This is a genomic window from Sphingomonas sp. GW821-FHT10F11 (assembly GCF_058809095.1).
In genome coordinates, this window is the sequence record NZ_JBXASH010000006.1 from 144,551 (window position 1) to 171,384 (window position 26,834).

Here is a 26,834-nt window from a genome sequence, read left to right on the forward strand (position 1 = left end):
TTCCACGCGAAAGCCGCTAAGAGGGCCCGCATGACCGAAATCACCGTCGCCGCGCTTCAGCTCGCCTTTTCGAGCGATATCGACGCGAACATCGCCCATGTCTCCGAGCTGGTCCGCGAGGCTGCGTCGAAAGGCGCGCAGGTCGTCCTGCCGCCCGAGCTGTTCGAGGGCGAATATTTCTGCCGGGTCGAGGACGAGGGCCTGTTCGCCAATGCCAAGCCCGTCGGCGAACACAAGGCGGTGCTGGCGATGCGGAAGCTGGCAGCAGAACTCGGCGTCACCATCCCGACCAGCTTCTTCGAGGCTGACGGCCCGCATCATTACAACAGCCTGGCGATGATCGGCCCCGATGGCGGCGTGATGGGCGTCTATCGCAAGAGCCACATCCCGGACGGCCCGGGCTATGAGGAGAAATTCTATTTCCGCCCCGGCAATACCGGCTTCAAGGTCTGGCCCGGCCCATCCGCGATGCTCGGCGTCGGGGTATGCTGGGACCAATGGTATCCCGAAACCGCCCGCGCGATGATGCTGATGGGCGCGGAAATATTGTTCTACCCGACCGCGATCGGCAGCGAGCCGCACGACCAGGATCTCGACACCTCGCGGCTATGGCGCCGCGCGATGGTCGGCCATGCCGTGTCCAATGTCGTGCCGGTGGTCGCCGCCAACCGAATCGGTACCGAGCATGGCCAGCATTTCTACGGCCACAGTTTCATCGCGGACGAGCGCGGCGACTTGCTCTGCGAGTTCGGCGCCGACGAAACCGGCGTGCTGGTCGCGACGATCGACCTCGACCGGGTCAAGCGCCACCGCGCGGCCTTCGGCTTCTTCCGCGATCGCCGGCCCGACCTGTACGGGCGGCTGACCCAGGATATCTAGGGCCGCGCCGGCGCGCCCACATCCTCGCGGATCACCACCGGATTCGAGCAACCGTCCACCGTCCTGAGCACGGTCAGGACCTGCTTGGCAGGCGGCTCCGCGTCCAGCCTGTGAGGGCGGAGCGGTGTCCTGCGCTGCTCGACCTTCTGGGTGCTGCTGTTCTGGCAGACCGGCTTGACCGCGGCCGGGTCGGGCAGGGGCGCTGCGGCCATCATGACCGGTAGCGCAAGGATCGCGGCGATATGCATGGCGACACTCCTAGCAAGAGATCGCTGGCATAGCACGAAAGCCGGGTGGAATCCGCTCCCGCCCCGCCACGCGCGACGGTTCAGGCGTTCGTACCCGCGAACCCGGCCGCTGCCGCCCAGGCTTTCACCGGATCGAACGGCTCTGCCCGACCATGGCCTTCATCCGGACATAGGCGTCCGAGACGAGCTTGTCGGGCTTGTCCAGGAGCTGGTCGGCCTTGGCATAATATTCCAGCGCCGCGGCCGGCTCGTCCGGCAGCAGCACCTCCTGGCAAACGCCCAGATTGTAGAGCAGCGCCACATTGGCCTTGTTGGCATCCGTGGACAACGTCTCGAAGATGCCGCACGCGCGGTCCATGCGCGCAACATTGGCAAAGGCGATCGCGTTGGTGAATTGCTGGTTCTCCGGCTTGGTGAGGCCGGTTGCCTTGTCCTTCAGCGTGACGTTGACGGTCTTGTTATAGGGGGCGACCATGCGACGGATGGCCCCGGTCGCGTCCTGGCGCAGCTTGGCCAGCAAGGCGTCCGGCGATGCGACCGGCGGCGGCGCGGGCGTTGCGCTTTTCTTGCCGAACAGGCCGCCGAACAGATCGCTCAGGCTCGCATTGCCCTGAAGCTGCCCGTTGCAGACCGAATATTCCCCCTGGGTCGAAATGGTCTCGGCAAAGATGACCGACCCGTTCTCGACCCTGATCGCCCGGGGCGTGACGGTATATTGGCCGACCACCTTGTTGCAGGGGACCTGCCGCGTCTCGGTCTTCTTGCATTTGAACAGGCCGGCGCTTTCCGTACAGACCGATTCCTCCTTGGTGTAGTTGGTAGTGTTGACCGAGGCCGACGATACCGTGCCGGTGAACACCGTTCTCACGCCCAGCTTCTGCCCCGTGCGAATGGCGGTCGCCACCTCGGCCTTGGAAATGTCGCCGGTCGACCGATAGTTCATGCTGTCGATCGTCTTGACCTGGAAGATCGGCGCGCCGTCGAGTTCGGCCGATTGCAGCTCGGATGCCAGGGCGTCGGCGAAATTATCCCCGTCCTTCCCGTTGAAATTGACCACCGCGATCGAGCCGCCATCGGCGACCGCCGGATATTTGGCCTTGTAGCGCGCCGAATAGGCGACTCCCTTCGCCAGGGCTGCGGTCGTGCCGCCCAGCACCAGGGCGCCGCACATCATCATCATCGAAGCTTTGGCAAGTCGCACGTTTCATATCCCCCGATATCGTTTGCTTACTGCTTGCGCAGGATCACCACCGTGTTGGTCGAGCCTCGCCTGACCAGCAGCTTGATGCGGCCGGTATCCAGCGCGCCGCCGAGCTGCGTCGCCGGCGACACATCGCGCTGCAATCCGCTCGAATTGATCCCGACGATCATGTCGCCGGCAAATAATTGCCCGAACGCCGGTCCGCTCGTTGCGACGGAGCGCACCATGATCGCACTGCCATCGTCGTTCGCCTGGACCTGCACCCCGAGTTGCTGAACCGCTTCCAGCCGGACAGGCGCGGGCGGGCGGACAGACGTCGCCGCCGTCGTGACAGACGCGCCAGCGGCAAAATCGGCGGCACGCGTCTTGGCGAGCGACACGAAGCGGCCCTGCGGATATTGCCCGATATAGGCGTCGCACGGCGCCCTGGACGCGCCGCCGCGGCAGAGGCCCCATGCCTCCGCCTCCATATCGATCGGGCCGGCGGCGACGGCCGCGACCCTGGGCGGGTCGATGAAATAGAATTCCTGGCTCGACAGCGAACCATAAGTGAAGGGCTCCTGCGCACGTCCGGTCGCCTTCAGCACATCGTCACGAATGTCGCGGAACAACAGGCTGATCTCCCGCCCCGGCTGCAGCATCCGGCGCGCCATCGCCTTGGCGAAGGGGCTGTTGCCGCCGTCTCCATCCGCCGCGGTGGTGCCCGCCTTCGCGCTATACACGACGAGGCTGTCGCCCTCCGGCTCGACCGGGGCAAGGCCGCGGCCCAGGCTGCGCGACGCGACGGTCTTCTTCAGGCCCGACGGGGGCGTCCGGCAGGCATCGAGCACGATGATGCGCAGGCGGCTGGCGCCCTCGCTCATGCTGATCATGGTGGAAAGCTTCACCGCTTCCAGCTCAAGATCGCGGTCGAACTGCAATTTGGCGTCGACCGGGATCAGGTAGTTCTCGCCATTATATTCGATGCCATGGCCCGCATAATAGAGCATGGCGACCTCGGCGCGCTCGGCCTGGGCGGCGAAGGCGCGCAACCCCCGCTCCATGCCGATCCGGTCCTGATTCTCCAGCAAGGTCACCGACTGAAAGCCCGCGCCCTTCAGCGTGGCGGCGATCAGCCTGCCATCGGCAACCGGATTGGGCAGCGGTGTGGCATTCTGATAGGCCGAGTTGGCGATCACCAGCGCGACGCGGGTCTGCGGCCGTTGCGCGACGGCCGGCAATGTCGCAAGCAGACAGAGCGTCAGCACCGCCAGCGCGCGGACCGCACGCATTCCGGCAGCCATCGCCCAATATTGCCCGCGACTCGCCATGATACCCCCCGGAGAGTCGGGATAACAATTCCCCGAGCTCATGGCCACCGCGTTGAAGTCATTTTCGACATGGACCGATTAAACCAAAGTGGAGCGATTCATTCGCTCGACAGATGTTCGGGTGGTCGCATAGATACTCTACTTCGAATTTCGTCACGGACGCGGAGATGGGGTCGCCCCGCGCTCGTATTAGGGGGACTGCTATGACAATTCGTTTCGTTTTGGCATCCATATCTCTGGCAAGCCTTGCGGTGCCGATGGCGGCCGCACGGGCTCAGCAGATGTCGGTGGAGGAAATCCGCGCCGGTATCGAGGCGCAGATCCGCGCGAACGAGGCGTCATCGCGGGGCGCGCCCGCGCCACGCACGCGCTCGCTGATCATCAACAACCACCAGGATACCGACGAGCCGCTCTACGTCACGCCGCCAGCCTCGCCGCCGCCTGCGGCCGGCGCGGCTCCCGTCGCCCGTCCCACGCTCAATTTCGACAATATCGGGTTCGACTATGATTCGGCGCGGCTGATCCCGTCGTCGCGGCCCCAATTGCTCAACATCGCGGCGGTGATCGCCTCGGAAACCGGGGCCGGGCACGTCTTCATGATCGTCGGCCACACCGACAGCCAGGGCAACGCCGCCTATAACCGCGCCTTGTCGCAACGCCGCGCCGAAAGCGTCGTCGCCGAACTGGAGCGGATGGGCGTGCCCGCCGACCGGTTGAGCCCGATGGGCATGGGCATGTCCCAGCCGCTCGGCAAGCTGCCCCCCTCCGACCCGCGCAACCGGCGCGTCGAGGTCCGGTTGTACCAATAGGGCAGGAGCGGCACCGGCCGCCAGTTTCGGGCTATTTCGTCGCCGGAGTCTTCGCCGGAGGCGGGGTGGGGCGCGGGGTGCAATCCGTCTCGTAGCCGCCTCCGGGCATCTGGCAGACGCTCTGGAACGACAGGCGGGTGACCGAGGGTGCAGATGCGAGCGTCCGCAGCCGCTGCTCGAGCGCGGCCGAGTCCGCCACCGGCAACGGTGCCGGCGACCGGAGATCGGCCTGCAGCTCGGCCGGCATCCATGCGCTGCTCGGCTCCCTGCCGGCGGCGCAGGTGATGTATTCGGGCACGTTCAACACCTCGGCAACGATGGTATAGATATCGCCCGGTCCCGGCAGGATCAGCGTCTCGGTCGGCAGCAGGATGTCGCTGGGGCGTTGGGCATTGGGGAATATCCGCGTCGAGCGCTTCTTCGCATCGGTATAGAAGCAGGTGACATGCGCCTTTTCGACGGAGGTGACCGCGAAGCTGGCCCGCTCGTCGTTCAGGATCCACAGCGCGCCGTTGCGCGGGATGAAATTCGGGCCATAGGGCGCGATGCGGAGGCCAAGCGGATTCTTCGGCCCCGTCGGAACGGACGGTGCGGCCAGCGTGCCATAGGATCCCGCGTACAACCGGTAATAGACCTCGAAGGTCGGCAATCCCAGCGACGGCAAATTCTGCTGCATCTGGAATTCGGCGATCGCCTGGCGCAGCTGCTGAGTCATCGTGCCGTCGGCCGGGCCGCCATATAGGCCGCGTGCCGTCAGGCCCTGCGCGATCTGCGCCAGCCGCTGCGGCGGTTTCATCTTGTCGAACGCCTTTTGCGCGCTCTGGATCGCATCGGGGTCGGACTGGCGAATGGCCAGGCAACGCTGATAGGGCACGCTGGCCCAGGCACCGACGGACTGGATGAGGCTGAGATCGATCATCGCGCGCACCGCCTGCATCGGCCCTTCGTCGCGCGAGAATTCCATTTCGAGAAAGCCGCCCAGCAACCCGACATTGCCGCTGAGATCGCCGCCCTTCGACTTCGACTTGAGCGTCATCGATATGCTCTGCGTCGTCAGCGGGATGACCGCACCTTTGCGATTCTGCAGATAGAGCGTCAGCGAGATGACCGAATCCATCTTCTGATTGCGAACGCCGAACCCGACCGGGCCGAAATTGAGTCCGGCGGCGGTGCCGCCCGATCCGACGGCCTTGTCGAAAGAGGTGATCGATCCACCGACGATCACGGCGCTGTTGCTCAGCACGGCGGGATCCAGCTCCTCGTCCGACGGATCGACATATACGGTGAAGAGCCGGCTATGCTCCGACATGCGGGCGATGGCGGCCATCATCATGTCGCGCGTCGTCGCCCCGACCGCATCCTCCTTGGTGAGCTTGCGGATGTAGATGGGGACGTTCGATCCGACGTTGGACCGGGCAAGCAGGTCGTCCATGCAACGCAGCGCGGGATCGAAGTTCGACGTCGCGGCCTCGGGAATGGACTTCGACCGCGAATAAGTCGACGCAGCCTTCTGGCCCAAGACAGGAAATAGAGGGGGCAGGGATGACAGGATCAACGCCGCGATCGCCGTGACGAAACTCCAATTGCGCATTCCCGGCCCCCCGATATTCTATTGACGATTACGCATATAGGCCGGGCAGCTTCCCGTCACCAATATTGTCGTGTTACCCGACCATTCGGCATTGTTCGTGATGTCGCTCTCGCACTTGACCGACGGGCGATATTGCGCACCACCGGCCATCGCCCGCAACCGGGCGATCTTCGCGCGCTGGCCGGCGCCCGTCGCGGTGATCGACGTGACGCCGCGATCCTCGCCCGAATCGGCCGCAGCCGGCGGGGGGCCATCCTGGCTGCCGGCGAAGCGGGCCTGTGCGGGATTGCAGGCAAGCACCGCGAGCAGCGGCAGAACGATATATGTCACAGCGGATTTCGTCATTTTCTGTCTCCCTGGTTTGCAAGAACGAAAAGCAACCTCAGCACACGGCGCCGGAATTGCCCTGGCGATACCGGGCCTTGCGCGCGAACCCGACATTATAGACCAGCACATGGCCCGCATGTCCGCCGGCGTTCGACCCGCCCGCCCCGACATTGCCGATCGCGGCGCAGACGGTGGAGCCCGGCATGATGGTGACGGCGGTGACCGAGCTGGCGGAGGCGTTGGTCCGCGCCGAACCGCCGGTATTGGCGCCGTCGATCGATCCAACCAGGATCTTCGCCTGCGAACGGGGGGCAGCCGCGAGAGCGGTTTGTGTTCCGACCGACGCATTGGTGGTCGCCGACCCACCCACATGGGAGCGGGTGACGGACCCGGTCGAGGTCAGCGCGACCGCGCCCGGGCTCAGCGCGACCGATGTCGTCGTGCCGGTGGTCGAGTTGAGGGTGGCGTTGCCGCCGATCTGCACGGTGTCGCCCTTGGCGTTGGCGGCTGCCACCGGCAGCAGCGCGATGGCGGTTGCGGCGGTTGCGAGATGGAAAAACATGCTCATCGGATCCTCCTTTGCCTTGGTAACAAGTGGATGGGAGGGGGAGGCAGGCACCTGTGCGTGCGGCGCCAGATACATCCGTGCACGCACGCGGCGCGCGACGCCGATCGAGAAAATTTCCAATGGGTCGCGCACAACCCGAAAAGCCCCCTCCCAACACCAGGATACGGCGGGGGGACACCCGGCCGGTCAACACGCTCTTCAATGAGAAGGAACGGATTATGAAGACCCAGTTCATCACCGGCACCGCGCTGATCCTGGTCCTGGTCGCAGCCGCCCCCGCCTCTGCGGCAAAGGGTGACGGCGTGGTCATCGGCGGCAACGCCGACATCACCGCAACCGAAAGCGGTGTCGTCACCGCGGTGGCGATCGAGCATTCGCGTGCCGTCAACGCCAATGGTTCGGTCTCGGGCGACGTCAACATCGGCGGGAACCTCACGATCAAGGCCACCCGCAAGAAGGTGACGACCGCCGTTGCGATCAGCCACTCCACGGCCTGCAACCTCAACGGCTCGATCAGCTCCAACCCTTGCTGATCCGACACTGGCTATCGATGGCACCCAGTGCCATCGATAGCCCTGACCGCATCCCATCCCTCGATCCGCCATCTGAATCAGCCCTCCGCACGATTGCTGTGCGGGGGGCTGATGTCGTTTGCCCGGGTAGGAACCGCTGATAATTTTTCTGCTGCCGGCGCGCACAGAATGGCGATCGCCCCCCGCAAATCCCTTTTGCCAGGCGAAATTCGCTTCGCCGCATCAGGGGAAAGATCATGACCCGTACCATCTATACAAGGCTGGCCGCCGGCCTGACGATCGCCGCCGCCCTCGTTGCGGCAACGGACCCGGCAATGGCGCATGACGCATGCCGCGCGCCGGCCTCCGAGAGCCCCGACATCGCGGTCCAGCAGCAAGGCGTGGTGACCGCCGTGGCGATCGGCAGCCGCGCTACCGTCATTGGTCGCAACAATGGCTATGTCCTGGAGGAATGCCGCCCCGTCAGGCGTGATCACGCCGCGATCGACGTGACGGAGGAAGCGTGTGTCCGCGACATCAGCGGCCAGGTCACCGGGGACGTGCAGATTGGCGGACACCCGACCATCCGGGTGAAATCCGGAAAAGCCGTCACCGCGATCGCGATCGGAAGCAGATCGGCCTGCAACATCAACGGCACGATCAGCTCGAGCGAATGCTGATGGCGACCGCACTGCCCGAGGCGTTTCGACGCTTCGGGCAGGATCGCCGCGTCACCGATTCGACCGGACCTCAAGAATTCGGAAGTGTCGGCTCGAACCGCCCCGCCCATTGGCCAATCACCATTCGCTCCGCTTCGACGATCGACAAGATCGGTTTTGGTTCAATCAGTCGTTTGCCGCTCCATTGTTCGGGATTGACTCGACCAAAGCGCCATAGGAGCGTCCGCCGCGCAATAGCCGGGGGGCAATTCATGCGGACGACTGCGGAAGAACTGCAATGGCTTGCCTATCGCTGGCCCTATTTCAGGGACACGATTCGAGTGATCGCTCTTCGCCATAGCGAGGCAATATTCACCGAGATCGCTTCAGCCGGGGCAGCAAGCGACGCGAGCTGGCACGAGTTCATCGCCGCGGTCCTCAAGGATTTCGACGCACGGCGCCAGGGCCGTGATGCGCTGTTCAGCACTGCGATGAGCCTGTTCGCCGATCCGGCGCCGCTTCGGCAATGCCTCGAACAGGCCGGCGCGATGATCGGCGGCGACCAGGCCGCCGCGGTCCGCACCCTCGTCTTCAAACGCGGCCTGACGCGGATGCGGGACGCCTATATCGGCGGCACCGAGCATCGCGGCAAAACCTGGGGGCGGCTCGATGCGATCAGCCGCACGCTCGCGCGGGATGATGACGGGGCGACCAGCCATGCCGCGGGCCGCTGCACGATGGATCATTTCATCGATCTGGCCGCGCATATCAGGGAGCATCACGCGACCGACCGCAACCTGCCCCGCACGCTGGAGAGCATCGAGGATTATTTCCACGAATTCTGCCCGGATTGCGGCACCGAGGAAATGGAGGAGGAGGGCGAATATGAACGCCGCCCGCCGACGCTCGTCGAGGCGCTGCCGAACGTGGAAGATTTGGCGATCAATCTCGCCGAGTGCCTCGACGAGCTGGAAGATGAGCAGCGCCGGTTCGTCGACGTGAACTTCAAGCTGGGCGATCCCGTCGAATTCAGCGTGGCGGGCTTCTGCCAGCGGCTGTCGATCGAGCGCCGGCGTTTTTACCGCGTGCTTGAACGCGCGCTCGAGGCGCTGCGGGATTGCCTGACCGCGAAGGCGGCGGACGGCTTCGGCGGACCGACGGGCTATCGCTCCTCATGGGATGAAATCTGACACCGGAACGGGAAGGTTCCCGCCGTGTCGACACAGGAAAGAAGAGAGAAGAGACGATGAAAGCAACCATGTCCCGGCTTATGGCCGAGGTTCTCGACCGGCAGGTCGAACCGGACGAACCGTTCGACGATCTCGCCTTCGCCTTGCGCGTGCGGGAGGCGTTGAGAGGTTCGGCCGAGTTGCCCGACGATCTCGCACGCATGGTGTGGATCTCGCCGGCCGCGCGCTCGATCTTCCTGCGGCTGCGCGCCGAGGCGCTCGCGGCCGCGAAACGCCGCTGGTCCGACCGCGGATTTTCGACGGAGCTTGAACGGATGGCGGCCGATAGCGACAGCGATTTCGAGACCTTCTCGGCCTCGGGCGTCTCGATGCGCATGGTCCACAACGCAGCCACCGGCCGCTGGATGATCACCTTGCAACTGACGGCGGAGGCATTCGAGGAACTGCCGGCCGGCATCTCGATAAAGGTCTCCGACAGCGGCGGCCTGGTGTGGCTCGAAGGCGTGCTCGACCGGCATGGCGGCCTTGACGGCTTCTGGGAGGACGACACCACCGGCCCGCGCGAGCGGCTGCGCGAGCATCGCCTGATCATCGACCTGTATTGAGCAAGGTAGTGGCCACGCCGATCGTCCGCAGCGCGTCCTTCCCGGTCGTCGGTCCGCGCGGCGTGGAGTTTCCGACGCTGCATGTCGAGCGGCTCGTGGCACTCGACCGCAACGAACGCTTCGCGATTGCCCCGGGCTACCCGGACGTGATCGACATCCTGCTGGACGCGCGCGCCGCCGATCCGCCCGCCGGCCGGCTCGACGGCGTCACGGTCGTCTTCAGCGGCAAGGGCTTTGGCGGGAAGAGCTATGGCCTCGCGCTGGCGATCGCCGACCAGCGTGCCCGGCGCCCCGGGGCATCGGCCGCACCGGTCATCGCCACCGGCTGCATCGTCCCACGCGGCAGCGGCGCGGTCGGTGGCGTCGAGGGCTTCGCCGCCAAGGTGGAGGCAGTGATCGCTCATGTGGCCGGGCGGAGTGAGGCACTGGACTTCGCCTTCCCCACCGAAAATTGGCTCGATGCCGATCCGGCGATCCGTGAGGGCCTCGAACAGGCACAACAACGCGGCGAGCTGCGTCTGCTGCCCTGCAAAACGGTATATGATGCTGCCATCCTGTGGCGCGTGATCGACTCCCGCAAGCGCCACCGCATCGTGTTCGGGACGCTGGCGGGCGTGGCGTTGAGCGCAGGCGGCATCGCCGCGGCCTGGGGATATTATGACCTGCGCGACGCGCGCGCCTGCCGCGCCAGCGCCGCCGCCTTGCCTGCGCAAGCGCCGCCGCCGGCCGATCTCGCGCGCGCCGTCCGGGCATGCGAGCGCGCGACGCATCGGCAGCCGGGCGACGCACGCCTTCACTTCCTCTTCGCCCAGACGCTCGCCCTCAACGGCAGCGAGGCGATGGCCGGCGACGAATGGAAACGTGCGGCCGATCTTGGCGATGTCGACGGCATGGCAGCCCATGGCCGCCGCCTGTGGCAATCGCGACCCGATGATCGCTCGACGGTCGCGGCCGCGCTCGTGTGGCTGAAGCGCGCGGCGGCGGCAGGATCGGCTGCCGCCGCGGAGGATATCGGCTATGTCCTGATGGACGGGACGATCGAGCCGCGGGATCCGAACGAGGCGCAACAATGGCTGGTCAAGGCGAGGGCCCTGCGTGCCGCGCAGGCGAAGAAGGACTGATGACATGAATCTCCTGATCCGTGCCGCCGCCATCGGATTGATCGCCGCGACCGTGGCCGCCGCTCTGCCGACGCAGGACGATGTCGGGCGCGGCATTGCCGGCGGCTCGGCGAAAAGCAGCGCCGATACCCGCCCGATCGGCCTCCGCGTTTCGTTCAACCGCGCCGAACCGGTCTATGCGATCGGGGAGCAACTGGGGCTCACCATCACCACCGACCGAGACGCGATCATCGAGATCTGGGAGCTCGACGCCGCGGGCACATTGAACAAGATCGTCCCGGCACGCGGCCAGACCGTCGCGGTCGGCCCGGGGCGGCCGCTCAGGCTGCCTGCGGCCGGCCAGAATTTCACCCTTGGTCCCCCCGCGGGCACGACCGAACTGCACGTCATCGCGCGCAGCGCCCCGGATGCCTCACGGTCGATCGACAGCGCGGACGCGCGCCTTCCCGGGCGGGCCGGGCGAGAGGACGTCAAGCTCAGCTATCGGATCGTCGCACGCTGAACCTGCGCACCGTTCCGACCGGGTTCAGCTTGGCATGGCCATGGCCGCGCTGATGCAGAAGACAACGCACATCCTGAACGCCGCGTCGAATCTGCTCGGCATCACCCTGCTCATCATCGCCGGCCTGCACATCACCAACCAGGCGCAGAAATCCTTCGCCGACGAGGTCGCGTGGTTCAGCGCGGTCTGCTTCAGTGCGAGCTGCGGCCTGTCCTATCTCTCGATCCGCTCCCCGCTCGAACTCGATCGCTGGGAGGCCTGGGCCGATCGCATCTTCCTGCTCGGCATCGTTACCCTGCTCGTCGCGGTGCTGGTGCTGGCGCTTTAACCGGGCCGCAGCTCGAGCGCCCGGGCAAACACCGCATCGAACATCTCGTCGGTCAGCCGGCCGGTATTCTGGTTGTAGCGCGAGCAGTGATAGCTATCGATCAACAGGCGTCCGTCGGGCACGCGGTGCTCGGCGAGATGCGCGAAGCGGCATTTCGGCAGCTTCCCGCCCAATATCTTCACCGCCGACTGATGCGCGATCTGCCCCAGCGCCACGAACACCCGCGCCCTGGGCAAGGCGGCGACCTGCCCCTCCAGGAAATGCCGGCAGGTGCGGATCTCCTCGGGCGCCGGCTTGTTCTGCGGGGGCAGGCATTTGACGGCGTTGAGGATCATCGCCCCGTTCAGCCGCAACGAATCGTCGGGCGTACCCTCATAGTCGCCGCTCGCCAGCCCATGGTTGCCGAGCGCCCTGAACAGCAGTGCGCCCGATCCGTCACCCGTGAAGGGCCGTCCGGTCCGATTGGCGCCCTGCTTGCCCGGCGCCAGGCCGATAATCACCAGCCAGGCCTCGGGATCGCCCCATGCCGGCACCGGTGCGTTCCACCAGTCGGGCTGCTCGGCCCGAACCGTCTCGCGATACGCCGCAAGGCGCGGGCAGAGCGGGCAATCGCGGGACGGCTCGGTGTCGGGGATCGGGCTTGGGGCGAACATCACATGGCGCTACGCACGTCCGCGTGCCGATAACAAGATATGCCATCGCGATCGGATCGAACCGCCCGGGCCGCCATGGCCGGCCCGAGGCGGAACTGCGCGCGGCGATCGCCACGCTCGGGCCGGTCGTCGCGGTGTCGCGCTTCTTCCCCAAGCCCCCGCTCGGCCCCTCGTCGCGCCGCTTCGCCAATGCCGCGCTGATCCTCGATTCGCCCGAATCGCCGCCCGAGCTGCTCGCCCGACTCAAATCGATCGAACGCGATTTCGGCCGCCGTTCCGGCCGGCGCTGGGGCGCCCGCGTCGTCGATCTCGACATCATCCTCTGGTCGGGCGGCATCTGGTCGGATGCCGAGCTGACGGTGCCGCACCGCGCCTTTCGCCAGCGCCGCTTCGTGCTCGATCCGCTGGTCAGCCTGGTCCCGGCCTGGCGCGATCCGGTCACTGGCCTGACGGTCCGCCAGCTCGCGGCGCGCGCACGCGCGGTTGACCGCCGCCCGCGCCGCTCGTAACGCGCGTCCCTGGTCGGGGCCCGTAGCTCAGTTGGTAGAGCAACGGACTTTTAATCTGTAGGTCTCGGGTTCGAATCCCGACGGGCCCACCACCATCCGCCGTACGGGCCATCGCCGCCTAACAAAGGCGCCCGCTTTCGCGCGTACGGAATTCCTGCACCATCACGACAGTGGCCGCGTCCGCGGCGCGCGCAAGCTTCGCATTTTGTATAGTTCCGGTAGGCCGTCACGAAGGGTCGATCGCCTAGGCCCCCGGGGTCGAAGCAGATCCGGAGAAGAGCAGCACGAACGGCGCACCCGCGCCATCCACGCCCGACAGGCCGGCGCAGCGGTGATCTCGTTCTCCTGCGATGCGCTGTCCGGACAGCGGCACCCTCTTCTCCCTGCCCAATCCATCCCGTTCGCGGAGACCAGCCAATGTCGATGTCACGCTGCTTCATGGGATCATGTTCGATCCTGCTGACCTTGTCCGCATGCGGCAGTGGCGGTTCGGGCCATGGCGACAGCAAGCCGGCCAAAGTCGACCCGGTCGCGCACGAGACCGAGCTGATGAAGATCACCCTCACCGAGGAAGCGGAGCGGCGGCTGGGCATCGCCATCGCCCGGGCCGGCACCGGCGAGGATCGTGCGATCGTCTCCACGCACGGCGAGATCGTGGTGCCGCCAGCTTCCGGCGGGGGCGTGCCGATCACCACCGCGACCGATCTCATGGCGCTGGCCGGCAACCAGGCGCGCGCCGATGGCGATGTGGCGCGTGCCGCGGCGCAGGCGCGTATCGCGCAGATCAACGCACAGCGCGCCGAGGCGCTGGTGCAGGAACAGGCCGGCAGCACCAAGGCGCGAGACGATGCCGCGGCGGTGGCGGCGGTCGCCCAGGCGGACCTGGCCACCGCGCGCACGCAACGCCGGCTGCTCGGCGCCTCGGTCTCGTCGCTCGGGCGCCAATCGACCCTATGGGTGCGCGCGACCGTGCTCGCGGCCGACATGGGGAGGATCGACCGGGCCGGCCGCGCGACGATCCGTTCGCTCGGCGACACGCGGGCGCTCACCGGCCGCCCCGTCGCCGCGCCGCCTTCGTCCAATGCGACGGTCGGCAGCATCGATCTCTATTATGCCATCCCCAATATCGGCGGCTTCGGCGTCGGCCAGCGCGTCGCGGTCGAATTGCCGGCGACCGGCGGCGTCACGCGGGCGCTGACCGTCCCGGCCTCGGCGATCCTGCACGACGCTTATGGCGGCGAATGGGTCTATGCCCGGGTCGCACCGCACGCCTTCGAGCGGCGCCGAGTCCAGGTCGCCTCGATCACCTCGGGCACCGCGCTTCTCGCCATGGGCCTGAAGTCGGGCGACGAAGTCGTCACGGCTGGTGCCGCCGAGCTGTTCGGCACCGAATTCGGCGCGAAGTGAGGGCGGCATGCTGAACTGGCTCATCACGACCGCGCTTCGGCAGCGCGTGCTCGTCATCGCGATCGCGCTCGTCCTCGTCATCTTCGGTATCCAGGCAAGCCGGGACGTGCCACTCGACGTCTTCCCGGAATTCGCCCCGCCGATGGTCGAGGTGCAGACCGAAGCGCCCGGCCTGTCGACCGAAGAGGTCGAGGCACTGGTCACTACGCCGCTCGAATTCGCGGTGAACGGCACGCCCGGCCTCGCCACCCTGCGCTCCAAGTCGGTGCTCGGCCTTTCCTCGGTGCAGATGATCTTCAAGGAGGGCACCGACATCATCCGCGCGCGGCAGCTCGTGCAGGAACGCGTGGCGGTCGCCGCGCCACGCCTGCCGACCAATGTCCGCCCGCCGACCATGCTGCCGCCCTTGTCGGCGACCAGCCGCGCGATGAAGATCGGCATCACCTCGAAGGAACTCACCCAGATCCAGCTGTCCGAGCTGGTCCGCTGGACGATCCGCCCCAAGCTGATGGGCGTGCCCGGTGTCGCCAATGTCGCCGTCTGGGGCCAGCGCGACCGCCAGCTCCAGGTGCTGATCGACCCCGCCCGGCTGCAGCAGATGGGCGTCACCATCGCCGAAGTGCAGAAGGCCGCAGGCGACGCGGTGGTCACCCTGGGCGGCGGCTTCGTCGACACACCCAACCAGCGCATCGCCGTCCGCCATCTCTCCCCGATCGTCGGCGCGGACGATCTCGCCCAGACCGTGGTGAAGCTGGCGAACAATGCCGCGATCCGGCTCGGCGACGTCGCTGTCGTCACGGAAGGCCATGCCGCGCCGATCGGCAGTGCGATCATCAACAACGGTCCGGGCATCCTGCTGATCGTCGAGAAGCAGCAGGGCGGCAACACGCTGGCGGTGACGCGCGGCGTCGAGGCGGCGCTTGCCGAGCTCAAGCCCGGCCTCAAGGGCGTCGAGGTCGATTCGACCATCTTCCGCCCCGCCACCTTCATCGAACGCTCGATCGGCAATCTGACCGAGGCGCTGTGGATCGGCTGCCTCCTGGTCGCGATCGTGCTGATCCTGTTCACCCGCGACTGGCGCTCGGCGACGATCAGCCTGGTCGCCATCCCGCTGTCGCTGCTCGGTGCCGCGCTGGTGCTGGCGCGCAGCGGCATGAGCATCAACACCATGGTCATCGCCGGCCTGGTCATCGCGCTGGGCGAGATCGTCGACGATGCGATCATCGATGTGGAGAATATCGGGCGGCGCCTGCGGCTCAACCGCGAGGCGGGCTCGCCAAGGTCCGCCTTCGCGGTGGTGCTCGGCGCCTCGCTCGAAGTGCGCAGCGCGGTCGTCTTCGCCAGCCTGATCGTGATGCTCGTGTTTCTGCCGATCTTCTTCCTGGGCGGCGTCTCGGGCACCTTCTTCCGGCCGCTGGCAACCGCCTATGTGCTGGCGATCGGCTGCTCGCTGCTCGTCGCGCTCACCGTCACGCCGGCGCTGTGCCTGTTCCTGTTGCCCAAGGCCGCGAAGGTCCATGACGAACCGAAGCTCGTGCAGAAGCTCAAGGGGCGGTACCGCGCCTTCCTGCCGCGCATCATCGGCCGCCCGAGCCTGGCGATGGGCATCATCGCGGCCGGGCTGATCGGTGCCGGCATCGGCTATGCGACCTTCAAGGACCAGTTCCTGCCGAATTTCCGCGAGACCGACTTCCTGATGCATTTCGTCGAGAAGCCCGGCACCTCGGTCGAGGCGATGGAGCGCATCACCATCCGCGCCTCGAAGGAGCTGCGCGAGATTCCCGGCGTGCGCAATTTCGGGTCGCATATCGGCCGCGCCGAGGCAGGCGACGAAGTCTACGGCCCGAACTTCACCGAGTTGTGGATCAGCCTCGACGAGCGCGCCGATTACGACAAGTCGGTCGCGAAGATCCAGTCAGTGATCGACGGCTATCCCGGCCTGTACCGCGACGTGCTCACCTATCTGCGCGAACGCATCAAGGAAGTGCTGTCGGGCGCCGGCGCCAGCATCGTGGTCCGCATCTATGGCCCCGATGTCGCCACGCTGCGGCAGACCGCGGACAAGCTCAAGGGCAAGCTGGAGGGCATCGACGGCGCGAGCGAGCTCAAGGTCGAGATGCAGACCCAGATCCCCCAGATCCAGATTCGCGCGCGCCCCGGCGCCCTGGCAAGCTACGGCATGACCACGGGCGATGTCCGCCGCGCCGCCGCGACCCTGATCCAGGGTACCAAGGTCGGCGAACTCTATGAGGGCAACCGCAGCGCCGATGTGGTCGTGTGGGGCGTGGCCTCGGCCCGGTCGGACATCGCCTCGATCCGCAATGCGATCGTCCAGACCCCGGCCGGAACCTCGGTCCGGCTCGATCAGGTCGCCGATGTGCTGGTCATGCCGGCGGCGAACGAGATCAAGCGCGAGAACGGGTCGCGCCGCATCGACGTGACGATGAACATCTCGGGATCGGACCTGGGCAGCGTGGCGCGCACGGTGCAACAACGGGTCGATGCCTACCCCTTCGCCACCGGCTATCATCCAGAAGTGATCGGCGAGTTCCAGGCGCTGCAGCAGTCGCGCCGGCAGCTCATGCTGCTCGGGGCGCTCTGCCTGGTCGGCATCCTGTTGCTGATCTGGCTCGAATTCCGCTCGTTGCGGGTCACTGCGCTGGTCGGGATCAGCCTGCCCTTCGCGCTGGTCGGCGGGGTCGTCGCGGTGCTGCTGTCGGGCGGGGTGATGTCGCTTGGCTCGCTGGTCGGCTTCGTCACCGTGCTCGGCATCTCGGCGCGCAACGGCATCATGCTGATCAGCCATTATCGCCATCTCGAACATGAGGAAGGCGAGGCCTGGGGGCCGCGCCTGCTGGTGCGCGGCGCCGAGGAGCGGCTGATCCCGATCCTGATGACGGCGTCCTGCGCGGCGCTGGCGCTGATGCCGCTGGTCGTGCGCGGCGACGCGCCGGGGCATGAGATCGAGCATCCCATGGCGCTCGTCATCCTGGGCGGCCTGATCAGCTCGACCGCGCTCAACCTGCTGCTGATGCCCGCGCTCTACGCCCGGTTCGGCCGGGAGGAACGCAGGCCCGACGACGAAACCGCCGACTCGGTCGAAGGAAAGGAGATTCCGGCATGATGACGCGCCTTCGCACCCTGCCGGTCCTGGCCGGCCTGACCATGGTCGCGGCCTGTGCCGGCGGCTCCCGCCCCGGCCCGGCCGGCCCGGCCGCGCCGCCCCAGGCGCAGGGCAAGTTCCTCGGCGCGACCGGCGCCGGCATCGCCCAGGCCCCGGTGCCCGAGGACTGGTGGCGGCTGTTCGCCGACCCCGTGCTGGAAGAACATGTCCGCCGGGCGCTCGCCGCCAATGCCGATATCCGGGTGGCGCTGGGCAATCTCGAGGTCGCCCGTGCCGCGGTGCGCAGCGCGAAGGCGGCACAGCTCCCCAATACCGTGATCGAAAGCGGCGCCGGGCCGAGCCCGGCATCGCGCCAGCCGAGCACCGCGGTCGTGCCGAAATCGAGCTATGACATCGCCGCGACAATTGCCTATGAGGTCGACCTGTTCGGCCGGCTGCGCTCCGCCACCGGCGCCGCCCGTGCCGATCTCGAGGCGAGCGAGGCAGCGCGCGACTCGATCCGCGTCGCCGTCATTGCCGATACGGTCGCTGCCTATGTGAATGCGTGCGGCGCGATCGCGAACGGCCGGGTCGCCAAAGCGCAGCTCGCCGCGCAGCAGAAGAGCCACGACCTGGTGAGCGAGCAGCTTCGGGCAGGCGAGGTGTCGCCGCTCGAACTGGCGCAGGCCCAGGCATTGCTCGATCGCGCCCGCGCCGTCGTGCCGGCGTTCGAGGCGGATCGGCTGCGCGCGCTGTTCCAGCTCGCCACGCTGCAGGGCCTGCCGCCGGCCGGCGCCGCGGAGCTCGCTCTGGGCTGCAAGACCATCCCGGTCGTCCGTCAGGCGCTGCCGGTCGGCGACGGCGCCGCGCTGATCGCGCGGCGCCCCGATATCCGCGAGGCCGAGCACCGGCTCGCTGCCGCCACTTCGCGCATCGGCGTCGCCACCGCCGATCTCTATCCGCGGATTCAGCTCGGCGGATCGGCCGGGCTGCTCGCCGGCGACCTCACCGCATTCCTGACGCCGCTGGTCAGCTGGGCGTTTCCCAACCAGACCGGCGCCCGGGCGAGGATCGCCTCGGCCAGGGGCACCGAGCAGGCAGCGCTTGCCGCCTGGGATGTCGCCATGCTGCGCGCCCTGCGCGAGGTCGAGACGGCGCTTGCCGATTATGACGCGGAACAGCAGCGCAATGCGGCATTGCGGACCGCGCTCGGCGAGTCGGAAAAGGTGATCATCCGCTCCAACGCCCGCTTCCGGCTCGGCGCGGACAATTATCTCATCGTGATCGACGCCGAGCGGACGCGCAACGACACCGGCGCGCTGCTTGCGGCATCGGATTTGAGGGTCGCCCAGAGCCAGGTTGCGCTGTTCCGCGCGCTGGGCGGGGGCTGGGGTTGGACTGAGTCCGCGCCCCCCGGTACGGAAAGCACACACCCGGCGCGTCAAGGCCATGTCCGATGATTATCCTGCCATGAAGATCCTGGTTGCAGAAGACGATCGCGACACCGCCGACTATGTCACGCGCGGCCTCGTCGAGGCGGGCCATGTCGTCGCGACCGTCGCCAACGGGCATGACGCGCTGTTCCGCGCCTCGCAGGAGTCCTATGACGCGATCGTGCTCGACCGCATGCTGCCGGGGCTCGATGGCCTGACCGTGCTCAAGATGCTGCGTGTGGCCGGCATCGCCACGCCGACCATGCTGCTGACCGCGATGAGCAAGATTTCCGATCGCGTCGAAGGGCTGGAAAGCGGCGCCGACGATTATCTGGTCAAGCCCTTCGCCTTCACCGAGCTGCTGGCGCGGCTGAACGTGATCGCGCGGCGGCCCAATGCGGCGCCGACAACCTCCGAAACGGTGCTGCGCGTGCGCGATATCGAACTCGACCTGCGCCGGCGCACGGTGAAACGCGGCGGGCGGCGCGTCGACCTGCAGCCGCGCGAAGTGCTGATGCTCGAAGAACTGATGCGCAATTCGGACAGGATCATGACGCGCACGATGCTGCTCGAACGGATCTGGGATTTCGACTTCGATCCCCGCACCAACATCGTCGAGACTCATATCAGCCGGTTGCGCGCCAAGCTGAACGCCGGGTTCGACAGCGATGCGATCGTCACCGTCCGCGGCGCCGGTTACACGATCCGCGCCGAGTGATGCGACGCCTGCCCCGCTCGATCTTCGGGCTGGCGCTGCTTGCCAGCCTCGCGCTCAGCGTCGCGACGGTCGCGCTTGGCGGCCTCGTCTATTTCGTCTCGCACGAGGCGCTGGAGAAGCAGCTCGACCAGCGGATCGAGGCGGAGACTCACCATCTGCTGATGACCGTGGAGCAGCGCGGCGTTCCCGCGCTGATCACCGCGATCGAGCGGCGCGAGGACGGCCACCGCACCAGCGGCATGGGCTATATGCTGTTCGACCGGTCGGGCCGGAAGATCGCGGGCAAGTTCAACGCGAAGCTCGCCGCGCCCGGCTGGCATGAATTGCTGCCCTATACCGACCTGCAGGAAAACAGCGACGAGATCGCCCAGGCGCTGGTGACGCCGCTCGAGGGAGGCCGTTCGCTGGTGGTCGCCGCCGATCGTACGCCGATCGACGAGATCGACGCCACCATCATCCAGCTTTTCCTGATCGCGTTCGGCATCATCCTGGTGATCGGGGTCGGCTGTGCCATGATCTTCGGGCTCGTCGTGCGCCGGCGGCTCGACCGGATCAGCACGACGGCCGAGGCGATTATCGACGGCGACCTCGACCGCCGCGTGCCACACGACATGTCGGGCAACGAGTTCGACCGGCTGTCCGAGACGTTGAACCGCATGCTCGACCGCAACCAGGCGCTGCTCGAGAATCTCCAGCAGGTGTCGAGCGACATTGCGCATGACCTGCGCACCCCGCTCTCGCGCCAGAAACAGGCGCTCGAGATGGCGCTGGCGCAGGACCTTGACGCCGCGGGCTATCGCGAGGCGATCCGGGCCGCGGCCGAATCGGGCGAGGAGATCCTCGACCTGTTCTCCGCCATCCTGCGCATCTCGGAGATCGAGACCTATCAGGTCCGCTCGGCGTTTCGCCCGGTCGACCTTGCCGAGGTGGTCGGGCGCGTGGCGGATGCGTTCCGCGCCGATGCCGAAGCGAGCGGCCATGTCATCGTCACCCTGGCGGAAAGGCCCTTCCCGGTCGTCGGCGACCGGCACCTGCTCGCCCAGATGATCGCCAACCTGATCGAGAATGTGCTGCACCATACCCCGCGCGGCACGACCGTGAGCATCGCGCTGGCCGAGCACGAGGGCGTGACCACATTCATCGCCGCCGATGACGGTCCGGGCGTTCCGGCCGAAGACCGGGAGCGCGTGCTGGAGCGCTTCATCCGCCTGGAGGCAAGCCGGTCGGAGCCCGGCCATGGCCTGGGCATGAGCCTGATCGCGGCCGTGGCGCGCGCCCATTTCGCGACGCTGGCCTTGACCGACAATGCGCCCGGCCTGCGCGTCACGATCGCCTTTGACGGCAAGGGCGCTGCGACGCCCTGATCGCACCCCTTATCGTGCGACACCCACCGGACGCGCTCGCGCCCTCAGGCTGCCGATCAGGCCCGCCAGCGGCTCGGCCGGCCCTTCCTCGGTCCAATAGGCGCGCACCGGGAACAGCGCGCCGGCCGCATCGACCGGCCGCACCACGACGCCATCGCCCAGCAATTCCTCATGGCTGCCACTGATCAGCGCGATACCCTGGCCCTGCGCGACCCGATCGAGGAGTTTGGGCGGGCCGAGATCGATGATCGTCGTGTTGAGCGCTGGCCCGATCGGCAGGATGCGCTGCGCCAGGAAGCGGTGCATGTCGCCGCCGAACTGCTGCTGCGAGGTCAGGAAGATCTCGTCGCGCAAATCCGCCGGCATGATCGCCTGCGACGCCGCCAGCCTGTGGCCCGCCGGCATCGCGACCAGCACCCGGTCGTGCCACAGCCCGATCGAATGCGTCCCCGGCTCGGGCGTGCCCGGCAAGACCGCTAGCGAGAGGTCTCCGGTCCGGAGCGCCGGGAGCAGCGCCGCGCGCTGCATCTCGTGCACCCCGATATCGACCTCCGGCCGGCCGCGCGAGAACACCAGCAGTTCGTCGGCCAGCCGGTCGCGACAGATCGACGCGAAACACCCCACTGCAAGATTTCGAAGGGATTCTGCGCCCTTTGGTGCATTGATGCCGAAGCCGGCGGATACACTTTCCATGGCATTAATCCTGCGCCCTCCAGCGGCGTGGTGGCTGCGGCTTGCGACGAAAGCGACGAAGCTGCGACGAAGCCGACATCGCCCGCGACCGGGCCGCAGACCCGCCCTTCTGTAAAGCGCCGAAATGGCGCTATCATGCCGGCCAAGAGGGGCAGAGCAACCATGCAGGATCGACCCGGCACCGACGCCATTCGCGACCCCGAATCGCTCGATGCGCTGTCCCAGCTCAGCGCCATCGCCGAACTGCGCGAAAGCGAGGAGCAGTTCCGCATGCTCGCGGAGAACCTGCCCGGCCTGTGCTGGGTCGGCGACGAGAATGCCGTGCTGCGCTGGGCCAACAGCCAGTGGCACGAGATGTTCGGCGGCACACGCGCCGAGCAGGGCGACCCCAGCGAGATCTGCCACCCCGACGACCTGCCGCTCGCGCTGAAGACCTGGAAACAATCCTGGGACGCGGGCGAGACCTCGACAGTGCTGCTGCGGATGCGCTGCCCCGACGGGAGCTATCGCCCCTTTCTCAGCAAGGCGGTACCGATCCGCGACGCCTCGGGCACGGTGGTGCGCTGGTGCGGAGTCCAGATCGATTTCAGCGACAAGCAGGCGCATGACCGGCGCCAGGCAGTGCTGCGCGCCTTCCACGACCAGTCGCGCGACCTGAACAATGCCGATGCGATCCTGACCGGCCTGTCGCGCATCCTGGCCGAGCATCTCGGCATTCCGCATCTGCTCTATGGCGGGAACGAGGGGGGCGACCCGAAGACGCTCAAGGTCTTCCACGCCATGGGCGGCGTGCCCCAGGATGGCGCGGCCAACCGCTTCGCGCTGAACCAGGCCTTTGCCAGCCTCGCCCAGCGCGACGACTGGCACCAGAGCCACGCGATCGAGGACAACCGCACGCTCGGCCGCAGCCCGGACGATCCGGTGCAGCGTGCCGCCGACCTGATGGGCACGCGGTCGAGCATCAACGTGCCGATCGTCAAGGAAGGCCGGCCGGTCGCGATGCTGGCGGTGCTCGACAGTGCCCCGCGGATCTGGACCCGCGACGAGATCGAATTGTGCGAGGAGCTGGCCGAGCGCGTCTGGGCCACCCTCTCCCGCGCCAGCGCCGAGGCGGCGCTGCAGGAACGCGAGCGCAACCAGGCCTTCCTGCTCGCCTGGAGCGACCTGGTGCGCGGCCAGGCCTCGCCCGATGCGATCATGCAGACGACGCTCGAGGCGCTGGGCAGCCATCTCGGCGTCAGCCGCGCGACCTTCTCCGAAAGCGATACCGGCGGGCGGACCTTCGATATCCTGGGCGAATGGGGTCGGGACGTGATCAGCATCGCCGGCACCAGCTTCTCGCTCGACGAGGTCGGCGACACGGTCGAGCAGGAATGGGTTGCGGGCGCGATCGTCCGCTATGACGATGTCGTCACCGATCCGCGCATCGAGGAAGCCCGCGTGCCCGCTTATCTCGCGGCGGAGATCCAGGCGTTCGTCAGCATCCCGCTGATCGAGAACGGCAAGGTCCGCTCCGCCCTGTCGGTGCAGAACAGCACGCCGCGCCGCTGGCGCGACGGCGAGATCCAGCTTCTCCGCGACCTGGCCGAACGCGTCTGGGTAATGCTCGAACGTGCCCGTGCCGAGGCCGAGCTGCTCGAACGCGAACGGCACCAGGCCTTTCTGATCGACTGGAGCGACAGGGTTCGCGGCGAGGCCTCGCCCGAGGCGATCATGGCGACCACGCTCGAATGGCTGGGCAAGCATCTCGGCGCCACGCGCACGACCTATGCCGAATGCGACGCCAGCGGCAAGATGTTCACCGTGACGGGCGAGTGGCGCGATGGCGTCTCCAGCATCCGCGGCAACAGCTTCCTGCTCCAGAGCGTCGGCGCCGCGGTCGACCGCGAATGGACCGCCGGCGAGATCATCCGCTACGAGGACGTCGCCACCGACCCCCGGCTCGAGCCGCCCGTGGTCGCGCGGTACCAGGGCGCCGACATCCAGGCCTTTGTCAGCGTGCCTTTGGTCCAGGGCGGTCGCATGCGCTCGGCGCTATCGGTGCAGCACAAGGAAGCGCGGCGCTGGCGCGACAGCGAGATCCAGGTGATCCGCGACATCGCCGAACGCACCTGGGTGGCGCTCGAACGCGCTTATGCCCAGGCCGCGCTGCAGGAACGCGAGCGCAACCAGGCCTTTCTGCTGTCCTGGAACGACCGCATCCGCCAGCAGAACGGCGCGCGCGACATCCTCGCCGAAACCCTGGCCGCACTTGGCGAGCATCTCGGCGCGATGCGCACCAATTTCGCCGAGACCGACGATGACGGCACCACGCTCTGCATCCTGCAGGAATGGACCACCGGCCTGCCGAGCATCGTCAACCAGCGCTACCCCTCGGCCGCGCTCGGCACCAGGCTGGCCGCCGCGCATATGAGCGGCCTGCCGGTCCGGGTGAACGACGTCGCGACCGACCCCCGTTTCGACGAGAGCAACCGGCCCCTGTTCGACTCGCTCCAGATCGCGGCCGTGCTGACCCTGCCGATGATGCGCGCCGGCGCGATCGTCGCGGTGCTCTCGGTCCAGCAGGACACACCCCGGGTCTGGACCGACAGCGAGGTCGATCTGGTCCGCGACCTCGCCGATCGCACGCTCGCCGTGCTGGAACGCGCCCATTCGGAGGAACGGCTCGCCGAAAGCGAGGCGCAGCTTTCCGCTTTCCTCGAGAACGCGCCGGTCGCGATGCACCTGAAGAATGGCGAGGGACGCTATATCCGCGTCAATCCGGAATTCGCCAAGGCGCTCGGCCGGACCCCGGAGGAGTTGCACGGCGCGCATACCGACGAGATTTTCCCACCTGACATCACGGGCGAGCTCAACCGGCTGGAGGAGCTTGCCCAGAATGGCCAGGTCGCCAGCGCCGAGATCGCGCTCAAGGGCATGGGGGACGTCGCCCATGTCCTGTCGATGGTCTTCCCGATCACCGGCGCGGGCGTTGCACGGACCGGCGGCTTCACCCTCGACCTGACCGAACGCAAGCGCGCCGAGGCCGATCTGGCCCGCTCGCGCGAGGCGCTCTACCAGACCGAGAAATTGTCAGCGCTCGGCTCGCTGCTCGCCGGCGTCAGCCACGAGCTCAACAACCCGCTGTCGATCGTCGTCGCCCAGGCGGTGATGATGGAGCGCCAGTCGCGCGGCGGCGAGCTGGCCGAGCGCGCGCAGAAGATCCGCCGCGCCGCCGATCGCTGCGCGCGCATCGTCCAGACCTTCCTCGCCATGGCGCGCCAGAAACGCCCCGAGCGCGAACCGGTCGATCTCAACGCGGTGGCCAATGCCGCCTACGACCTTGCCGAATACGGCCTGCGCAACGACGGCATCGCCGCCACCCGCGATCTCGCGCCCGCGTTGCCCAACATCTCGGCGGATTCGGACCAGCTCCACCAGATCATCATCAACCTGATCGTCAACGCGCAACAGGCGCTGGTCGAGGCCGGCGTGCCCGATCGCGCGCTGACAATGCGCACCTCGATCGGCGACGATCCCGGCACCGTCATCCTCGAGGTCGCCGACAATGGCCCGGGCATCCCGGAAGAGGCGCGCCGCCGCGTCTTCGAGCCCTTCTTCACCACCAAGCCGCAGGGCCAGGGCACCGGCGTCGGCCTGTCCTTCTCTCAAGGGTTGGCCGAGGCGCATGGCGGCCGGCTCGAGCTGGTGCCCGCCCCCCGCGGCGCCTGTTTCCGCCTGACCCTGCCGATCGACGCCGATCGCCCCCTGCCCGCCGTTGCGGAGGAGCCCGCCCCCGAGGTCGAGGTTCCCGCACGCAAAGCCCTGGTCGTCGACGACGAGCAGGAGATCGCCGAATCGCTCGCCGACTTCCTCTCGATCGAAGGGTTCGCCTGCGACATCGCGGTCGGCGGCGGCGCGGCGCGGGAGAAGCTCGCGGGCGGCCAGTACGACCTGATCATCAGCGACCTGCGCATGCCCGGCATCGATGGACCGCAGCTATATGCCTGGATCGCGGCCGAACGCCCCGACCTGCTCGACCGCGTCGCCTTCGCCACCGGCGATACATTGGGCGTCGCGGCCGCGCGCTTCCTCGACGGGGTCAAACGCCCCGTCCTCGAAAAACCCTTCATGCCCGATGCGGTGCATCGGTTCCTCAAGCAGATGGATCTCGCATGACCACCCAAGCCAATCCGCACATCGTCTCCCACATCGTCCCCCACATCGTCGTCGTCGATGACGAGGAGGACCTGCGCGAGCCGGTCGCCGCCTATCTGCGCGAGCAGGGCATGGATGTCGACGAGGCCGGCGGCGGCGCCGATCTCGATGTCATCCTGGGGCGCGGCATGCCCACCCTGGTCGTGCTCGACGTGACCATGCCCGACGAGGACGGCTTCAGTATCGCCCGCCGCTTGCGCGCGCTGAACCCGACGATCGGCATCGTCATGCTCACCGCCCGGCGCGACGTGATCGATCGGGTCGTCGGGCTCGAACTCGGTGCCGACGACTATATCATGAAGCCGTTCGAGCCGCGCGAATTGCTCGCCCGAATCCGTTCGGTGCTGCGCCGGCTGGCCGCGACCGCGCCGGCCGAAACGCCGGTCGGGGGCGTCGCCGACAATGACGACGAGGCGGAGGTGCCGCCCGCGCGCGGCAACTATCAGGAGGAATTCTGGATCCCCACCTCGCGCGGCGAGATCCGGGTGCCGGTGGACACGATCGAATGGATCGAGGCGGCCAAGGACTATGCGCTGCTCCACACGCCCGAACGCAGTCACATGATCCGCATCACCATGGGCGCGCTCGAACAGGGGCTCGATCCGGCGCAGATGATCCGCGTCCATCGCTCGGCCTTTGTCCGGCCCGGCTCGGTGCTGCGGATCAGCGCGATCGGACGGCACATGGTGCTGGAGCTCAAATCCGGCGCGGTTGTCCGCGTCGGCCCGCGCCACTGGGGCGAGGTGCGCCACCGACTGAAAGCGTAGCTTGAATAACGACGCGCGGCCTCTCGTAATAGGCCGCGATAGATTCACGCGAAGACGCGAAGGTACGAAGAAGTCGCGCGAGAGGCCAGTCGCCCTGGTCCCATCGCTGCCTGATCGGCGCATTTCTGGTGAACAGGCGA

General features: G+C 67.4%; 25 protein-coding genes and 1 tRNA gene. 18 read left to right on the forward strand and 8 right to left on the reverse strand.

What is annotated here, in order from left to right:
• Nucleotides 1–30: 30 nt before the first annotated feature.
• Entirely contained in the window at nt 31–879 is an 849-nt protein-coding gene (gene aguB / locus AC1RT8_RS17765) for an N-carbamoylputrescine amidase (RefSeq protein WP_493077052.1), read from the forward strand.
• On the opposite strand, the gene AC1RT8_RS17770 is transcribed toward aguB, so the two are convergent.
• The 3 genes from AC1RT8_RS17770 to AC1RT8_RS17780 form a co-directional block, all read right to left on the reverse strand.
• On the reverse strand, nt 876–1,091 hold the full coding sequence (locus tag AC1RT8_RS17770; protein ID WP_493077054.1) for a hypothetical protein: 216 nt from the start codon (nt 1,089–1,091) through the stop codon (nt 876–878). The two genes, aguB and AC1RT8_RS17770, sit on opposite strands and share 4 nt — an antisense overlap.
• Nucleotides 1,092–1,251: 160 nt before the next feature.
• Nucleotides 1,252–2,328, reverse strand: a complete 1,077-nt coding sequence (locus AC1RT8_RS17775; protein ID WP_493077056.1) for a hypothetical protein — start codon at nt 2,326–2,328, stop codon at nt 1,252–1,254.
• A 26-nt stretch (nt 2,329–2,354) separates the two neighbouring features.
• On the reverse strand, nt 2,355–3,638 hold the full coding sequence (locus AC1RT8_RS17780; RefSeq protein WP_493077058.1) for a caspase family protein: 1,284 nt from the start codon (nt 3,636–3,638) through the stop codon (nt 2,355–2,357).
• A gap of 257 nt (nt 3,639–3,895) precedes the next feature.
• Between AC1RT8_RS17780 and AC1RT8_RS17785 the strand changes: the two genes are divergently transcribed.
• Entirely contained in the window at nt 3,896–4,447 is a 552-nt protein-coding gene (locus AC1RT8_RS17785) for an OmpA family protein (RefSeq protein ID WP_493077060.1), read from the forward strand.
• A 31-nt stretch (nt 4,448–4,478) separates the two neighbouring features.
• Here AC1RT8_RS17785 and AC1RT8_RS17790 read toward each other — a convergent pair whose 3' ends face one another.
• From AC1RT8_RS17790 to AC1RT8_RS17800, 3 genes are all read right to left on the reverse strand, one after another.
• The gene (locus tag AC1RT8_RS17790) at nt 4,479–5,879 is read right to left on the reverse strand and encodes a DUF4384 domain-containing protein (protein WP_493077061.1); all 1,401 of its coding nucleotides are present in this window, start codon (nt 5,877–5,879) and stop codon (nt 4,479–4,481) included.
• A gap of 177 nt (nt 5,880–6,056) precedes the next feature.
• Complete coding sequence (locus AC1RT8_RS17795; RefSeq protein WP_493077062.1) at nt 6,057–6,383, reverse strand: hypothetical protein; 327 nt, start codon at nt 6,381–6,383, stop codon at nt 6,057–6,059.
• 37 nt (nt 6,384–6,420) lie between these two features.
• The gene (locus AC1RT8_RS17800) at nt 6,421–6,933 is read right to left on the reverse strand and encodes a hypothetical protein (protein ID WP_493077064.1); all 513 of its coding nucleotides are present in this window, start codon (nt 6,931–6,933) and stop codon (nt 6,421–6,423) included.
• Between the two features lie 218 nt (nt 6,934–7,151).
• Here AC1RT8_RS17800 and AC1RT8_RS17805 point away from each other — a divergent pair, with 218 nt between their 5' ends.
• The 7 genes from AC1RT8_RS17805 (at nt 7,152) to AC1RT8_RS17835 (ending at nt 11,850) form a co-directional block, all read left to right on the forward strand.
• Nucleotides 7,152–7,466 carry a hypothetical protein gene (locus AC1RT8_RS17805; RefSeq protein WP_493077066.1) on the forward strand — a complete coding sequence of 105 codons (315 nt, stop codon included), beginning with the start codon at nt 7,152–7,154 and terminating at the stop codon, nt 7,464–7,466.
• A 236-nt stretch (nt 7,467–7,702) separates the two neighbouring features.
• Nucleotides 7,703–8,125 carry a hypothetical protein gene (locus AC1RT8_RS17810; protein ID WP_493077067.1) on the forward strand — a complete coding sequence of 141 codons (423 nt, stop codon included), beginning with the start codon at nt 7,703–7,705 and terminating at the stop codon, nt 8,123–8,125.
• A gap of 251 nt (nt 8,126–8,376) precedes the next feature.
• Nucleotides 8,377–9,294, forward strand: coding sequence for a hypothetical protein (locus tag AC1RT8_RS17815; protein WP_493077068.1), 918 nt, complete (start codon nt 8,377–8,379; stop codon nt 9,292–9,294).
• Between the two features lie 68 nt (nt 9,295–9,362).
• On the forward strand, nt 9,363–9,899 hold the full coding sequence (locus AC1RT8_RS17820) for a hypothetical protein (RefSeq protein ID WP_493077069.1): 537 nt from the start codon (nt 9,363–9,365) through the stop codon (nt 9,897–9,899).
• An 8-nt stretch (nt 9,900–9,907) separates the two neighbouring features.
• Complete coding sequence (locus tag AC1RT8_RS17825; protein WP_493077071.1) at nt 9,908–11,020, forward strand: hypothetical protein; 1,113 nt, start codon at nt 9,908–9,910, stop codon at nt 11,018–11,020.
• Nucleotides 11,021–11,024: 4 nt separating this feature from the next.
• A complete protein-coding gene (locus AC1RT8_RS17830) occupies nt 11,025–11,522 on the forward strand; it encodes a DUF4384 domain-containing protein (protein WP_493077073.1) in 498 nt (165 codons plus the stop codon).
• Between the two features lie 52 nt (nt 11,523–11,574).
• Entirely contained in the window at nt 11,575–11,850 is a 276-nt protein-coding gene (locus tag AC1RT8_RS17835; RefSeq protein ID WP_493077075.1) for a hypothetical protein, read from the forward strand.
• On the opposite strand, the gene AC1RT8_RS17840 is transcribed toward AC1RT8_RS17835, so the two are convergent.
• Nucleotides 11,847–12,503, reverse strand: coding sequence for a uracil-DNA glycosylase (locus AC1RT8_RS17840; RefSeq protein WP_493077076.1), 657 nt, complete (start codon nt 12,501–12,503; stop codon nt 11,847–11,849). The two genes, AC1RT8_RS17835 and AC1RT8_RS17840, sit on opposite strands and share 4 nt — an antisense overlap.
• A 23-nt stretch (nt 12,504–12,526) precedes the next feature.
• Between AC1RT8_RS17840 and folK the strand changes: the two genes are divergently transcribed.
• The 7 genes from folK (at nt 12,527) to AC1RT8_RS17875 (ending at nt 21,037) form a co-directional block, all read left to right on the forward strand.
• The gene (folK, locus tag AC1RT8_RS17845; RefSeq protein WP_493077077.1) at nt 12,527–13,012 is read left to right on the forward strand and encodes a 2-amino-4-hydroxy-6-hydroxymethyldihydropteridine diphosphokinase; all 486 of its coding nucleotides are present in this window, start codon (nt 12,527–12,529) and stop codon (nt 13,010–13,012) included.
• Nucleotides 13,013–13,028: 16 nt separating this feature from the next.
• Nucleotides 13,029–13,104 (forward strand) — tRNA-Lys (locus AC1RT8_RS17850).
• 325 nt (nt 13,105–13,429) lie between these two features.
• On the forward strand, nt 13,430–14,419 hold the full coding sequence (locus tag AC1RT8_RS17855; protein ID WP_493077079.1) for an efflux RND transporter periplasmic adaptor subunit: 990 nt from the start codon (nt 13,430–13,432) through the stop codon (nt 14,417–14,419).
• Between the two features lie 7 nt (nt 14,420–14,426).
• On the forward strand, nt 14,427–17,543 hold the full coding sequence (locus AC1RT8_RS17860; protein ID WP_493077080.1) for an efflux RND transporter permease subunit: 3,117 nt from the start codon (nt 14,427–14,429) through the stop codon (nt 17,541–17,543).
• A complete protein-coding gene (locus AC1RT8_RS17865) occupies nt 17,540–18,982 on the forward strand; it encodes an efflux transporter outer membrane subunit (RefSeq protein WP_493077082.1) in 1,443 nt (480 codons plus the stop codon). Before AC1RT8_RS17860 ends, AC1RT8_RS17865 begins: the two co-directional genes overlap by 4 nt.
• A 10-nt stretch (nt 18,983–18,992) precedes the next feature.
• On the forward strand, nt 18,993–19,673 hold the full coding sequence (locus AC1RT8_RS17870) for a response regulator (protein WP_493077084.1): 681 nt from the start codon (nt 18,993–18,995) through the stop codon (nt 19,671–19,673).
• Entirely contained in the window at nt 19,673–21,037 is a 1,365-nt protein-coding gene (locus AC1RT8_RS17875; protein WP_493077086.1) for a sensor histidine kinase, read from the forward strand. Before AC1RT8_RS17870 ends, AC1RT8_RS17875 begins: the two co-directional genes overlap by 1 nt.
• Nucleotides 21,038–21,046: 9 nt before the next feature.
• Here AC1RT8_RS17875 and AC1RT8_RS17880 read toward each other — a convergent pair whose 3' ends face one another.
• Complete coding sequence (locus AC1RT8_RS17880; RefSeq protein ID WP_493077087.1) at nt 21,047–21,730, reverse strand: LysR family substrate-binding domain-containing protein; 684 nt, start codon at nt 21,728–21,730, stop codon at nt 21,047–21,049.
• A 162-nt stretch (nt 21,731–21,892) separates the two neighbouring features.
• Between AC1RT8_RS17880 and AC1RT8_RS17885 the strand changes: the two genes are divergently transcribed.
• Nucleotides 21,893–25,888 (forward strand): GAF domain-containing protein, encoded by a 3,996-nt coding sequence (locus tag AC1RT8_RS17885; RefSeq protein ID WP_493077089.1) that lies wholly within the window; start codon nt 21,893–21,895, stop codon nt 25,886–25,888.
• Nucleotides 25,885–26,694, forward strand: a complete 810-nt coding sequence (locus tag AC1RT8_RS17890) for a response regulator (protein WP_493077091.1) — start codon at nt 25,885–25,887, stop codon at nt 26,692–26,694. Before AC1RT8_RS17885 ends, AC1RT8_RS17890 begins: the two co-directional genes overlap by 4 nt.
• Nucleotides 26,695–26,834: the final 140 nt, after the last annotated feature.

Bases quoted from the DNA above. Each gene is read 5' to 3' on its own strand.
- AC1RT8_RS17790 (WP_493077061.1), bottom strand. From the start codon at position 5,879: ATGGACGACCTGCTTGCCCGGTCCAACGTCGGATCGAACGTCCCCATC.
- aguB (WP_493077052.1), top strand. From the start codon at position 31: ATGACCGAAATCACCGTCGCCGCGCTTCAGCTCGCCTTTTCGAGCGAT.
- AC1RT8_RS17810 (WP_493077067.1), top strand. From the start codon at position 7,703: ATGACCCGTACCATCTATACAAGGCTGGCCGCCGGCCTGACGATCGCC.
- AC1RT8_RS17875 (WP_493077086.1), top strand. From the start codon at position 19,673: ATGCGACGCCTGCCCCGCTCGATCTTCGGGCTGGCGCTGCTTGCCAGC.
- AC1RT8_RS17855 (WP_493077079.1), top strand. From the start codon at position 13,430: ATGTCGATGTCACGCTGCTTCATGGGATCATGTTCGATCCTGCTGACC.
- AC1RT8_RS17785 (WP_493077060.1), top strand. From the start codon at position 3,896: ATGGCGGCCGCACGGGCTCAGCAGATGTCGGTGGAGGAAATCCGCGCC.
- AC1RT8_RS17860 (WP_493077080.1), top strand. From the start codon at position 14,427: ATGCTGAACTGGCTCATCACGACCGCGCTTCGGCAGCGCGTGCTCGTC.
- AC1RT8_RS17780 (WP_493077058.1), bottom strand. From the start codon at position 3,638: ATGGCGAGTCGCGGGCAATATTGGGCGATGGCTGCCGGAATGCGTGCG.
- AC1RT8_RS17830 (WP_493077073.1), top strand. From the start codon at position 11,025: ATGAATCTCCTGATCCGTGCCGCCGCCATCGGATTGATCGCCGCGACC.
- AC1RT8_RS17770 (WP_493077054.1), bottom strand. From the start codon at position 1,091: ATGGCCGCAGCGCCCCTGCCCGACCCGGCCGCGGTCAAGCCGGTCTGC.
- AC1RT8_RS17815 (WP_493077068.1), top strand. From the start codon at position 8,377: ATGCGGACGACTGCGGAAGAACTGCAATGGCTTGCCTATCGCTGGCCC.
- AC1RT8_RS17820 (WP_493077069.1), top strand. From the start codon at position 9,363: ATGTCCCGGCTTATGGCCGAGGTTCTCGACCGGCAGGTCGAACCGGAC.
- AC1RT8_RS17865 (WP_493077082.1), top strand. From the start codon at position 17,540: ATGATGACGCGCCTTCGCACCCTGCCGGTCCTGGCCGGCCTGACCATG.
- AC1RT8_RS17795 (WP_493077062.1), bottom strand. From the start codon at position 6,383: ATGACGAAATCCGCTGTGACATATATCGTTCTGCCGCTGCTCGCGGTG.
- AC1RT8_RS17805 (WP_493077066.1), top strand. From the start codon at position 7,152: ATGAAGACCCAGTTCATCACCGGCACCGCGCTGATCCTGGTCCTGGTC.
- AC1RT8_RS17800 (WP_493077064.1), bottom strand. From the start codon at position 6,933: ATGAGCATGTTTTTCCATCTCGCAACCGCCGCAACCGCCATCGCGCTG.
- AC1RT8_RS17885 (WP_493077089.1), top strand. From the start codon at position 21,893: ATGCAGGATCGACCCGGCACCGACGCCATTCGCGACCCCGAATCGCTC.
- AC1RT8_RS17880 (WP_493077087.1), bottom strand. From the start codon at position 21,730: ATGGAAAGTGTATCCGCCGGCTTCGGCATCAATGCACCAAAGGGCGCA.
- AC1RT8_RS17835 (WP_493077075.1), top strand. From the start codon at position 11,575: ATGCAGAAGACAACGCACATCCTGAACGCCGCGTCGAATCTGCTCGGC.
- AC1RT8_RS17870 (WP_493077084.1), top strand. From the start codon at position 18,993: ATGAAGATCCTGGTTGCAGAAGACGATCGCGACACCGCCGACTATGTC.
- AC1RT8_RS17840 (WP_493077076.1), bottom strand. From the start codon at position 12,503: ATGTTCGCCCCAAGCCCGATCCCCGACACCGAGCCGTCCCGCGATTGC.
- AC1RT8_RS17890 (WP_493077091.1), top strand. From the start codon at position 25,885: ATGACCACCCAAGCCAATCCGCACATCGTCTCCCACATCGTCCCCCAC.